The sequence below is a fragment of the Anaerovorax odorimutans genome (genome assembly GCF_024459955.1).
Taxonomy (GTDB): domain Bacteria; phylum Bacillota; class Clostridia; order Peptostreptococcales; family Anaerovoracaceae; genus Hominibacterium; species Hominibacterium odorimutans_A.
Map to the genome: position 1 here is coordinate 49,073 of NZ_JANFXK010000007.1, position 13,065 is coordinate 62,137.

General features: G+C 46.8%; 9 protein-coding genes. 3 read left to right on the forward strand and 6 right to left on the reverse strand.

Annotated elements, in window-relative coordinates; translation table 11 throughout:
* Window positions 1-40: 40 nt before the first annotated feature.
* From NE619_RS07650 to NE619_RS07665, 4 genes are all read right to left on the reverse strand, one after another.
* Window positions 41-3,115 (reverse strand): hypothetical protein, encoded by a 3,075-nt coding sequence (locus NE619_RS07650; RefSeq protein WP_256131817.1) that lies wholly within the window; start codon window positions 3,113-3,115, stop codon window positions 41-43.
* Between the two features lie 215 nt (window positions 3,116-3,330).
* Entirely contained in the window at window positions 3,331-3,780 is a 450-nt protein-coding gene (locus NE619_RS07655; protein ID WP_256131818.1) for a hypothetical protein, read from the reverse strand.
* Window positions 3,781-4,040: 260 nt separating this feature from the next.
* The gene (gene thiS, locus NE619_RS07660; protein ID WP_256131819.1) at window positions 4,041-4,253 is read right to left on the reverse strand and encodes a sulfur carrier protein ThiS; all 213 of its coding nucleotides are present in this window, start codon (window positions 4,251-4,253) and stop codon (window positions 4,041-4,043) included.
* A complete protein-coding gene (locus tag NE619_RS07665) occupies window positions 4,254-6,134 on the reverse strand; it encodes an aldehyde ferredoxin oxidoreductase family protein (protein ID WP_256131820.1) in 1,881 nt (626 codons plus the stop codon). It lies immediately after the preceding gene.
* A gap of 863 nt (window positions 6,135-6,997) precedes the next feature.
* On the opposite strand from NE619_RS07665, the gene NE619_RS07670 reads away from it, so the two are divergent.
* From NE619_RS07670 to NE619_RS07680, 3 genes are all read left to right on the forward strand, one after another.
* Complete coding sequence (locus NE619_RS07670; RefSeq protein WP_256131821.1) at window positions 6,998-7,993, forward strand: helix-turn-helix domain-containing protein; 996 nt, start codon at window positions 6,998-7,000, stop codon at window positions 7,991-7,993.
* Between the two features lie 262 nt (window positions 7,994-8,255).
* A complete protein-coding gene (locus NE619_RS07675) occupies window positions 8,256-9,539 on the forward strand; it encodes a saccharopine dehydrogenase family protein (RefSeq protein WP_256131822.1) in 1,284 nt (427 codons plus the stop codon).
* Between the two features lie 98 nt (window positions 9,540-9,637).
* Window positions 9,638-10,981: an APC family permease gene (locus tag NE619_RS07680; RefSeq protein ID WP_256131823.1), complete on the forward strand. Its 1,344-nt coding sequence runs from the start codon at window positions 9,638-9,640 to the stop codon at window positions 10,979-10,981.
* Window positions 10,982-11,085: 104 nt separating this feature from the next.
* Here NE619_RS07680 and NE619_RS07685 read toward each other — a convergent pair whose 3' ends face one another.
* Window positions 11,086-12,078 carry an NADH:flavin oxidoreductase gene (locus NE619_RS07685; RefSeq protein ID WP_256131824.1) on the reverse strand — a complete coding sequence of 331 codons (993 nt, stop codon included), beginning with the start codon at window positions 12,076-12,078 and terminating at the stop codon, window positions 11,086-11,088.
* Between the two features lie 130 nt (window positions 12,079-12,208).
* The gene (locus NE619_RS07690) at window positions 12,209-13,051 is read right to left on the reverse strand and encodes an Rpn family recombination-promoting nuclease/putative transposase (RefSeq protein WP_256131825.1); all 843 of its coding nucleotides are present in this window, start codon (window positions 13,049-13,051) and stop codon (window positions 12,209-12,211) included.
* Between the last annotated feature and the right edge of the window lie 14 nt (window positions 13,052-13,065).

Sequence of the window (13,065 nt, forward strand, 5' to 3'; positions counted from 1 at the left end):
TTCAGGCACGCAGCCATGATTTTAGAGTTTTATTTTCCGTTTATTTCTTGTTCTTTTTTCTTCTTCCTGTTACGACAATTGCTGCTGCAATTGCCGCGGCCAGAATGAGAATCGCGATATATGGGGCCATACTGCTGTCATCGCCCGTCTGAGTCGCATTTCCGTTTACAGCCTCCCCTGCTCCATCCTCTTCCGTTGTTGTGGTGGTCGTATTGGATGAAGTCACTGTAGTTCCGGGATCTCCGCCTTCCTCTTTGTAATAGCCTTCATAGTCGCCATAGTCATTTATGATAGTAACCTTCACAGTCGGCGCATCTGTCTGACTGCCCTCTATCTTGACTTCGGCATTATCGACCTTAACGGAGTGGCCTTCTGATGAACGGACTACCTTTCCATCCTTATCCGTTTCCGCTACGTAATGAGTTCCCAGCGGAATATCATCCTGTGTAACGGTTACTGTATCCCCACCGCCGAGATTCAGAGGAATCACAATCGCTTTACCGTCAGCATCCGTTGTCGGCACTGTACAGCCGGCATCCTCAAACAAGCCTGCATAGAAGGTAGCATTCACCTGATAAGGCTGCCCGTTTTCTGTTACCTTTTTCTCAATCGCAATCTGTCCGGTACGGTAATACTGTTCTTCCGACATCCACTTGGCGTAAATCGTCTTTTTCTCCACGCCCTTTGCCGGGTCATCCGACTTCCCTTCCGTCACTTTGGATGCGCTTGTAAACTCTGTATTAAGCAGATCGTAAAGGTTTATAAAGTCTTCTTTCGCCGCGTATTCCGCAGCCTTCTCTTCATCATCGGCATAGTACCAGCCAAGGAATACCAATCCGTCCTTTCCAGCTGTCGGCATGGTTTTTTCCGCCAGATCAAGGGAATTTCCGAAAATCGTTATATCGGATGTAAACCTTTTGCCTTTTGCCGCATCGCCTTTGGATGTTGCGGATGAACCGTAGGTCACTTCTCCGGCAGTTCCTGTCTGGTCGATGGTTCCTTCCGTGGCATCGTAGTTGAGTATGGAGGCCGGGGTCCAGACATATGCGTTTCTGGATGCGTCGGCGTTCAGGTCCTCGCCTTTTTTGTTGTAGCGGAAGGAGTAGTCGTAAGCTTCTTTTTTATTTGGATCGTAAGTTTTAAAGGTATTGGTGTCTTTTACGCACTCTTTATTGATATCTTTGTGAAGATCAAATCTTACCAGCTTTGTTTTGAACTGATTGATCGGTGCCGCATAAACTTCATCTGCGCCCTTTTGCAAATTCCATGCGTTGCCATAGGTTCCGGTCATGTTGGGCAGGCTGGCCTGGAGTGAGCCGCCGAACACTTTCGTATCTCTCGGATCATCAGAAGCAAGCCCCTCTTTATATGAATTGCTCGCCTTCCATGCAGCAATCATATTTTCATCCAAAACAAAGGATCCTTTTTCCTTTATATTATTATAGGACACACTGTTTCCAGATTTTTCACGAACTAGCATTGCACTGTTCTTGCAGTCCAGTTTCCCAGTAATCAACACAATCCCTGATTTGTACATCAAACCTGTTTCCGCACATTTTGGATTGTTCCCATTCTGTTCCGTCTGAACCGCCGATCCATTGGAAATTACCGATTGATTCTCTGACAAGGAGGCGTTTGTAAAGACGATTCCCGCTTTACCATTCTCTTTTGCTGTGATTTGTGAGCCGGAGATTACCGCTGTATTTCCAAAGTATATACCATGCCCACCGGTATTCTTGTTGCCCTTATTGTTTGTTTTTCCATAATTATCAATACCATTTTGATTCGCTGTGATTATCGAATTTTCTATATCTGCTTTTCCCGCTACCCAAATACCGCAATATGTATGGCAATTATTCGCTTCTATCGTTGAATCAATGGCCTTCAGGCTATAGCAATATAGATTTGATGAGGTAATCGTAACGTCTGCCCATGGTTCTTTTGCATTATTGCTGCATTCTAACTTTGATTTTTTAATCGTTACAGCTCCGCCGTTTGTTCCCCAGCTTCCATTACCGTTCATAGTAAAGTCAGGACAGTCTTCAATGTTCAGTTCAGATTTCATCGACAAGGTTACATATCCAGAAGGCGCCGCTTTATCTGCTTTATATCCAGAACAGAACATAACACCATCCACCTTATTGTTGTCAATATGCACCTCTTGGCATTCCTTAAAATCGAAAGATGCCCCCACATACCAACCAGCTCCACTGTTATAGCCGCTTCCGCCTTTATTACCACTCATATCAACTAGTTTACAACCATTAAAATTAAAGTTCAGCTGTGAAATCTGTTCCGTTTCTGTCCACGGCTCATTACCGTAGGCATTGATTCCACTGCCTGCATTACCGCTGGCTACGAATGTGGCGCCTTTTTTAGCATTGATTGTAAATGTTGTATGGCCCTGCGTCCAAATGCCATTGCCATGATTTACATCGCCTATCATCTTGCCATTTATTAATTTTAAAGTGTTGTTTTCATTAATATTGAGCGTAAAGACTTGATCTTTCAGAAAAATGCCATCGTTATAACCGTCTATGGTTAAGCTGGAATTTTTATCTCCATCTATAGTCAGGGAAGCATTATCTGCTGCTGTAAAAGCACTCTCATTTCCAGTTGTACTTTTTAAAGTAACTACTCCTTTTGGAATAATCGTTTTACTTCCGTTCAGAAAAAGTTTTAGATCTTTATAATCGCCACCCTCAAAAACAACCGTATCATTGGTATCAACGATCTTCTGAATTTCCGCCTGTGTCATCCCCGGCTTAACCGTGTTGGCTGTTTCCGGAACATCCTTTGCCTTAGCCGCAGCTTTCTTAGCAAACACCGCACTGCCCTTTGCCGCCTTTTGAGCGGGCGCTGCCGGACTTCCTGTCTGTGCGGACGGAGCCTGCTTCGTTTCGGAGGCTGTCGCTATATTAGACGTTTCCTCAGAAACCGAATCGCTCTTTTCCTTCGTTTCTACAGTAGCTCCATTTGTCTGCTCTGCAGTAACATTAGCAATATCATTCACGCCATCTTTTGACTCCGCAAAGGTGTTTACCGTTATTTGCGAAATCATCAGTGTAGCCAGCGCCAGCAGGCTTATTATCTTTATTAACCTCTTATTTTTCATCTGCCCAGCTTCCTTTCCAACTTCTTTACTCTGCTTTATGTCACTAGGATATCCTTTAGAGGTTACATTCTAGTTACTTACCCTCCCCTTTCTCATGTTTTTACCAAAAACACTGCTAAAATACCATTTTTATTCCGACCCCTGACCGCTTCGCCGGATAAGGTTTTTGTACTTTCAGCTACAAGCGTTGTCGCCATCATGGGTAATCTGCGGCCTCAATTGTGCTGTAAAAAATATTCGACGCCGTTATTTTCCCCCACCTTACCCAAATACCATTTCCCGTCATATTGAAAGAAAAAGGCGAGGATGGAGTTTTTTCCATGGGATACCGGGGCAGCGATCTCAAACTTTATGTGCTGGGATTTGCCCGGCCCCACCGGTACGTCCTCCGTGCCGCGACAATCCCACGACCCGGCCGAACCGATTTCATCTATGTAATGCGCCTGTCGTGAGATCAGCATGTCCGACGTGCCATGGTTGGACAGCTCCAGTTCCACATGGTTGTCCATCTCCGATTCAAAGTTAAGCCGAGCGGTAAAGTTGACCTCCCCGGCACCCGATGCCTTTTTCTCGACTGTTTCCTCCGCCGTATCCGCAAATACCAGACTGGAAGCTACCACCAATGTCAAAAGGGCAAATAAAATACCCGCTACTTTCCTCTTCATGTTTCTTCTCCTTAGTAAAAGTTACACAATCGGCAGCCATAGCAGGTATATTTCATGCAAATTTCTTTCTGAATAAAATTGTGCTCGTCTTCATTGTAGTAGATCTGGCCCGGCAATGTCACCGCACAAATAACTCTTTTTTTCGACGGTTTCCGGATACTGAGTACAAAAAAAGGCTGCTACAATAAGAATTTTATTCCTTATTGCAACAGCCCATGTGCTAAAACATTTTAAAAGTTTGCAAGATGAAGATGGGGCAATCAGCCGCCGGCCATGATTCTCAGGAGTCTGATTTCATCGCCCTCCTGCAGCCTGTAGTCCTCGTACTCAGCCGAAAGCAGCTGCTGTCCGTTGATCCAGACGGCGGCTTTCCTCAGCTTTCGCAGTTTCAGTAGTTCCTTGACCGTCAAAGTTTCAGGGAACTGCATCTCTTTATTATTGATTTTTACTGTGATGCAATCCTTGCTATCCATTTATATCCACTCCAACCCCAATCGTTTTATGGTTTCTTCCGTCGGGTTTCCGGTCTCCACGTCCCATCCTGCGTACTTGTAGTAAGTATCCAGCGTGTGTTCAAACTGCTCCGGAGTTATCTGGGCAATCTCGCCTTCCGTATATTCAATCGGCAGGAACGCTTTCTTCGGCAAGACATCATCCTTTCTGGATAATCCCAGCTTCTGGTTGAAGAGACGCATCATATTGATACGACGTTCTCCGATCTCCTGCAGTTCGTCAATGGTAATATCCCAGTCTACGGCCGCCTTGCAGAACTGCACCAGTTCTTCCGGTCCGTAAAGCTGCCATGCTGGTCCCCATGCAAACTGACAGAGACACAGAGTCTCCATCATGGAGTAAAACTTCTGAGTCGCATAAGCAAATTTTGCTTTGTTATCATCAAGGACGCCGTAGCGGTCACATTTTTCAAAGTCTTCCAGCAGATTTGGCCAGAGCCAGTTCTGATCGTCGGCCGGAGCCATCAGAGCAGGGTCGTGTTCAGCAGACTGATGGTCAGCGCCGAATGGATTTGCCGCATAGTTGAGCGCCAGGTTCGTCTTATACTGTACCATATGTGCCGGCCATTCCTGTCCTTTGCAGGCAACAACCAGGTCTTCCGCTTCCGGACCCAGTTCTTTTGCAGCCGCCGCGCTTCCTTTAGCCAGCAGAGCTCCGATTCCATCTTCCTTGCGGACGATCTTTTCAATCAGCTCCTCGAAAACAGCTCCGTTTCCAAACTTCAATTCCAATCCGTCGGTATCCTTTTCTGTGAGAATTCCCTTTTCAAAACACTCCATGGCCCAGGCGATCGTTGCGCCGCAGGTGATGGTATCAATACCGTACATGTTGCACAGCTGATTGGCATGACAGATTTCTCCCAGATCCGTGTTTCCGCAATATGAACCGAACGTCGCGCAAGTTTCATATTCAGGTCCGCCGTACTCAGGATCAGCTTTTCCAGGAATCTCTACAACGCCCTTACAGCGAATGGCGCAGCCAAAGCAGGTTTCCCGTTTTTTCAGGACCGTATTGGTGATGGTCGTTCCGGCCGTCTTGATCCAGTCGTCCATGGTACCCTTTTCCCAGTTGTAGGATGGCAGGAAGCCTTCGGCGGCAATACCGTCCACGCATCCTGCGGAACCGTTGAGCGAAGTGTCCACAATCGTCTCATTGGCTGCCATTCGTTCCTTTACATCCAAGGTGAGTTTTTTAAGTTCATCCATGTTTTCCGGCATTCTTGGCGGTGCTTTCTTTACAACCAGAGCCTTCAGGTTCTTGGAACCCATTACCGCTCCTACGCCGTTTCTTCCGTTGGCTCTGCTTCTTCTGTGCATAATCGCCGCATATGGAACTCCGTTTTCACCGCCGGGCCCGATGACAGAAGCCTCAAATTTATCGTGTCCCAGATCCTCAGCAATGGCGATTTCCGAATCTCCAGTGGTCTTTCCCCAAATATTTTTCGCATCACGGATCTCTACTTTATCTTTATCAATATACAGATATACCGGAGCTTCCGCCTTGCCTTTTATCACAATGGCATCCCATCCGTTGCCTTTTACTGCGGCCGGAATAAATCCACCCACCTGGGAGTCTCCCACAGTGCCGGTCAGCGGACTCTTGGTTGTCACGCACATACGGCTCTGGCCGCTGATAGGAATTCCGGTAAGCGGCGATACGGAAAAAATCATCATATTTTCCGGAGACAGCGGGTCTACCTTTGGATCCATCTCTTTGAGCATCAAATACAGTCCCAGAGCGGAACCTCCCGGATACTTTTTGTAGGTCTGAGCGTCCAGGCTCTTTATTTCGGTCTTCTTTTCCTTTAGGTCAACATATAGAATTCGTGCATCGGTAATCATTTGATATCCTCCACCTTTCATTATGTAAATGCACTTTGATCATGATTGTCAGAAGTCCGGCCAATCCGCTTTCTAAAATTACACAAAAAAAGTGCGGAAGGCAGGCCCTGTCATAACCTCTGGTCCTCCTTCGCACAATGGCAGGCAATAGGATCGCTCTTATTACCCTAACGTTTTCGCCGGCACAGGGTGTCGCACGAAAATCGGAGTATATTTTTTATTATACTTTAATATTACTTTGAAAATTCAGTCTTTGTCAACTGAAATTTATGTATATGCAAAAATTTACTGTTTTATTTTCGCTTTGCTGTCGTTTTTTTGCGCCTTTGCCCATTTTGCTGCGGGGCGTGCAGGGTGGTTCCCGCATATGTGCATATGCGGCCTTTTTTCCGGGCTTCCGGGCTTATGGACTTCCGACTCTTCGGTTTCAAACTTTCTTGTTCTAGTTTCTGGCAAAACAAGGTTAATTGCCGTTTTATGTTCTAAAAATACCCCTGGGGCAGTTTTTTGAACATACTTTTCTTGAATTGTTTGATATATCTACACAATTTTGGGTGCTCTCGGATCAAGGAGCGCAAACAAATTTTCACATTCATCGATTTAAAAGCAATATAATAATTTTCAGAAACTTTCAAGCTGTAAACAAGCCGGATTTATATTCAACTCCGCCGAAAAAGTCCCTATATGGAACATAAATCAAAGGTTAAACCCATACTCACAATTCCTCCCGCCGCTTTTTCATTCCAAAGCCCCATCTGCCCCAGATTCCCTCTGGTGAAACCCACCCAATAGTGCTATAATATACGAGCTGCGTCGAATATACTCCAATGTTCAGCCTATAATAACCGCCAGAGGTACCAAAAATGATTTCAAACACGATCTTTATTACATACACCATCATGTGCTTTCTCGGTCTCCAGGCCATCACACTGGTCGGAATCATTCTAAAGCATAACACGTCGGGAAACACCAGACTTCTGAAAGCCACACGGAACTTTGTCGTCATCTCCGTAATTCTGGGGCTGTTTTACTATATCACCTTTTACCGCGAGCTGGTCCTCGGGCAGTTCGCAGCGGGCTTTTTGCTGCGAGGGCTGGACGGGAGCATCTTCTATGCGATCGGTTACTGCTGGGTAAAACTGATGGATGCCATCATCGCCTCCCCGAATCCCCGGATGGACTGGTGGCGCAAATATACGGACAAAGTGCTTATCGGCCTGATGATCCTGTCGGCGCTCATCTACATTTTCCTGCTGGACGAATATTACACCACCAGCCATATGTGGGCGGAAGCGGTCGTCATCATGTCGGAAATTGTTTTGGGCCTGACGGTGATGGTTTTTACCCTGGCCTATGTCATGATCGGCTATCGGGATTTAATGGATAAAGCCAGCAGACAATACATTATCATCATTACGATTCTGGTCAACTTCAACAATCTGTGGAACAACACGGTCGTCATTTCCGTCTTTGTCAAAGAAGCTGTGGTGAATATCAGCCTGTCCAAGCTCTACGGCGTCACCTCCATACTGCTTCTGATCGTCAATCTGCTGACCATGTTGTACATTTATAAAAAGGATTTTTCTCCCGTCTATTTTAGCGGAGAACACGAAAAGAGCAAAATTCTTTCCGAAGAAGACGCCCTGAATCTGGTCGCACAGACACATCGGCTCACCGAGCGGGAGCGGGATGTGATGATCCTCGCCTATCAGGGACTGACCAATCCGGACATAGCCGAAAAGCTGTTTATATCCAAGCACACAGTGAAACGGCATATGCACAATATCTTCGAAAAGCTGGACGTTTCCACGCGAATGGAACTCATTCATCTGATTCAATCCAAAACAGCCTCACGGTAGGCTGTTTTTTGATTTTTATGGCAAGTTGTTATATTTCGAATTTTATTTCTATTCTTTCTTTTTCGTCATAAATTTGCCTAATTTAGCAGATTCCTTGAAAATTCAACACTATAACCCACCTGGTCCATATATAAAAAAGGGTAAATAACCCACCTGGCTAATTGTCAGAAGGTTTTGTTTTGCCATAAAATACAGTTACACTTAAATGTGCACGCAGGCAACTGCGGCACGAAGCTATTATGTGAATTGGAGGAAGATGAACATGAAATTACTTATTATTGGAGCAGGCGGCGTAGGAACATCTGCAGCAAAAATTATTGAACGCAGAGGTGCGGAAGGCGACTGGGCAGAAAAAGTAGTAGTGGCTGACTACGATTTCGAAAGAGCTAAGAAAGTTGCCAATGAAATCTGCGGCGGCGGCAAATTCGTTCCTGCACAGATCAATGCTATGGATCCTGAAAGCATTAAATCTGTAGTAAAAGAACACGGAATTACGTTCGCAATGAACGCCTGTGATCCAAGAATGAACGAAACCATTTTCGATACTTGTCTGGAAGCAGGAATCGGATATCTGGACTGCGCTATGACTCTGGGTACCGAGCATCCGGAAAAGCCTTACGAGCTGGCTAACATCAAGCTGGGTGACTATCAGTTCGCAAAGCAGAAGGAATGGGAAGCTTCCGGCCAGATCGCGGTATGCGGTTCCGGTGTTGAGCCAGGTATGGCTGACGTATTCGCGAAATACGCGGAAAAGCACCTGTTTGACAAGATCGACGAAGTAAACGTAAGAGACGGAGACAACTATGGAAACACAGACTCTGACTTCGGATTCTCCGTATGGACGACCATCGAAGAATGTCTGCAGCCGCCAGTAATCTGGGAAAAGAACGAAGAGCATCCTGAAGGGCACTGGTTCTGTACAGAACAGTTCTCCGAACCTGAAATCTTCAACTTCCCTGGCGGAATCGGCGACGTGGAAGTAATCAACGTAGAGCACGAAGAAGTACTGCTGGTACCGAGAGAAATCGATTGTAACAGATGTACGTTCAAATACGGTGTTCCGGCTGACTTCAGAAAGAAACTGATGGTTCTCTTCGAATACGGCCTGTCCGACAAGAAGACTAAGATCAAGGTTGGCGACAGCGAAATTACACCGAGAGACTTTATCTGTAAAGTAATCCCGAGCCCGGTAGACGCAACTCTGACTATGACAGGAAAAGGCTGCGCGGGAACATGGGTAACAGGATGGAAAGACGGAAAATACAGATCCATCTACCTGTATCAGATCGCGGACAATCAGGACTGCATCAAGAAGTACACCACCAACTCCGTAGTAGCACAGACAGCAGTAGGTCCAGTAATCATGATGGAACTGATCGCAAAGGGAATCTGGAGCGACGCAGGCGCATGGGGACCGGAGCACTTCGATCCAGATCCATTCGTAGAAAGACTGGCTAAGTACGAATTCCCGGCTGGAATCAGAGAAATGGATTCCGAATATGCGGATATGATTAACGAGCAGAAAATGCTGGAACAGTTAAAATAAGACACTTTTTCGCAAGTTACGGATAATTGCAGGGCCGGAAATACAGACCCGGTCCTGCTCTTCTATTTGATTACGTTATTGAAAGGAAAATTGCTGTTATGTCACAGAAAAAGAAGATTTCCACCTTTGCGCTGGTAATGATGATCTGCGTTACCGTTGCGGGCGGTGGATTTGGTATCGAGGACCTGGTTGGTTCTGTCGGACCTGGGATGACACTTCTGGTATTTATCCTGATTCCATTCGTTTGGTCCCTTCCTTTTGGACTCTCTTCCGCCGAACTGTCTTCTGCGTATCCTGAAGACGGCGGAATGTATACATGGGCAAAAAAAGGTCTCGGCGAAAAAGCAGGGTTTGTAAGCGGCTGGTGCTATACCATCGCGGGTTTTGTTGAACCAGCCACCTTCGCCGTACTGAGCGCCAACTATATGAAAATGCTGCTGCCCATCAAGGTCAATGATTTTGTTTACTGGTGCCTGTGCGCGGCGCTCATTGTTATTTTCGCAATTATTAATATCATCGGCATCAAGCTTGTTAGTAACATGGCGACGGTTGTTACGCTCCTGTGCATCATCCCGTTCATTGTCCTGGTCGTTATGTCCCTGATGGACATCAACTACAGCCCGGTAGAACCTATGCTTCCTGAAAACATGTCCTTCCTGGAAGCCGCCGGCAACGGACTTCTGATCGGTATCTGGTTCAACACCGGGTTTGAAACAATCTCCACCATGTCCGGAGATATTGAAAACGGATCTAAGAAAGTTCCCAAAGCCATTGTCCTGGCTATTCCGTTTATTTCCGTTATGTATATCCTGTGGGTAGTACCTGCGCTGGCCTCTGTTGGTCACTGGCAGGACTGGTCCTCCGAAGGCCCTCTTTCCTTCGTGGAGATCGGAAACATCGTAGGCGGAGCTCCGCTGAGATGGGCATTCGTTGCCGCAGGAAGCCTTGCCAGCATGATGATTCTCTGCGAATACATTCTGGCTTACGCATATGTAATGAAGTCCTTCAGTGAAAAGGGACAGTTCTTTAAGATTTTCTCCAAAGAACATAAAAAGTTCAAGACACCTTACATGGCAATCATTATCCTGTCCGGTGTCAGCATCGTTTTGTGTTCTTCCGGAAGCTTCATCGAGTTTGTCGGAATCGCTTCTATTTTATATGCCGTTCCGGTAATCATGATGTTTATCGCAAATATCAAACTGAGAGTACAGAATCCGGACTTACGCCTGGATTTCAAAGTACCGCTTCCAAATAAGGCCTATATTGTGTATCTGTGTTTTCCAATAGTAATTTACGGAGCCAGCGTCTTTACAGACAACTGGATCGTAGGACTGGGCCTGGCAGCTACTTCCATTCCAGCGTACCTCTTCTTCAAAAAGCTCTACAGAGGCGGACGCTATTGGAAAGAATGCCATGAGAAAGAGGATAAACTCTCAGCATAGAAATTACTTACTATATTTCGCAATAAATTCTTCTGACATATACGGAAAGGGAGGATGGCTATGACGTCATCCTCCCTTTTCATTGCGCAAATATCCGCGGTCCGTTACCGGTAAAAGGCAATCGTACGGCCCGCCCATGCAGAGTCCTTCATGACGGTACGCCCTACGCCGATGAGATCGGCAACACCTGCTTCCAGCAGAGCTTCCACGTCTTCCGCCTCTTTTACGCCGCCTGTGGAGATTACCGGTATGGAAACTGCTTCCCTGATCGCTTTTGATTCTGCTCCGAAGTAGCCCGGCGCCTTGTTTTCAGGATTTACATAACCGCACATACCGCCGGAAATATCCAGCACGTCGATTCCTGCGTCCTCGAAAATCCTTGCCGCTTTCACTGCATCCTGGGTTTTGTTTCCTCCCGGCAGATAATCGCAGGCACCCAGTCTGAGAAATACCGGATAATCGCGGCCTACGGCCTTTCTTACAGCATCGATGATCTCCAGATGGATGCTGATGCGGTTTTCCAGCTTGCCGCCGTATTGATCGTTTCTCAGATTTGTCAGCGGTGAATAAAACTGATTAAGCAGATATGAATGGGCCGAGTGGATTTCTACGCCATCATATCCCGCCGCTTTTCCCCTTGCCGCTGCCGCTGCGAAAGCTGAAACCACCCGACTGATATCAGCCTTTGTCATCTCTTCCGGCACACCGCCCTGTCTGGGGTTTTTGACCGGGGAAGGCCCTGCCAGCTTCATGCCGGTAACCTCCTGCGTGGTGCAGCTTCCCGCATGATTCATCTGCACTACTGCTTTTGTACCGCTTCCCTTGATGACTCTTGCCAGCTTAGCCAGACCCTGTATTTTGCTGTCATCCGCTATGGACACCTGTCCTGCCGAAGCTTTCCCCTGCTGCGTAATGTAGCAGTGCTCCACGATCGCCAGGGAGAAATGCCCGCCCCGCATCTTGTCCTGATAGTACTCCAGGCTGTCCTCCGTGACCTTTCCATCCGGTGACGCCTTGGCGATTGTAATCGGCGGGTAGACGAGCCTATTCTTAAAAGTAATTTTCCCTGCTGCCAGCGGTGTGTTGATAATTGCCATTTTCCATCACTTCCTTTTATCAATATGGCTTTATTATATCACGCACCGCAATGTCCGTTTATTTCTTTTTGTATTTTTTTAATCCGAACAAGCATCTGTTCCCATGGCTTCCCACAGAATATCTTTCCAGTTACAATCTGCGAAGCTCCTCGAGGCTCAGCTTTGTAACCGACGAAATTTCTTCCAGGGACAGGCCCAGTTTCTTTAGTTCAGCAGCCATGGCTTTGCGTTCTTCTTCCCGTCCCGTCTGACGTCCTTCTTTCCGGCCTTCCTGTAGTCCTTCCTCTCTGGCCTCCTGCAACTCCAGCAGTCTTTCCTCATACGCGTTCATGTATTTCACTCCAATCTCCTCGCTGGATCGGATTTGTTCGATTTTTTTCTGCATCTTCAGAATCCTGCTGCTGGAAGAATGCTCCGCCACTTCTTTGGACGTCTTTTCAAAATATCGCAGCAGGGCGATCAGTTCTTGGCTGACGCCCGCGGGGTCGGTTCCTCTGGTGTTTAGAAAAATCCTGGTGGCCCCATCGTCCAGTTCCAACCCAGGCACCTCCTCGCAGGCCATACGGAAGGTGTAACGGTATAACCCCTTGCCAAATAAGTCAAAAGGCATAATCATGATGATATACACGTCATTCATCTTGTTGTATTCGATGTCCCCTGACTCTAATAGCTTGCTGTCGATGAGTCCGTTATACAGACGGGTCCGTCTGGGCAGGTTGTGGGTGTTTTTCTTCTGTACCTCCGTGTCGTAGATGGCTTCGCTTTCATCCATGGCCCACACGTCCATGCGGATCTGACGGCTCCAGGCCGCCCGGCGGCCTTCCTTCTCGGTCTGGGGCAGATGTTTCAATACGATATCTTTTCCCAGGATAATTTCCAGCATATCCTGTAGAATCTCCGGGTCCTCTACGGCTTCGGCAAACAAAAATCGATCCAGTAAATTTAAATCCTTTAGTTCTTTCTTTTTCTCCAATTTCTTTCTCCTTT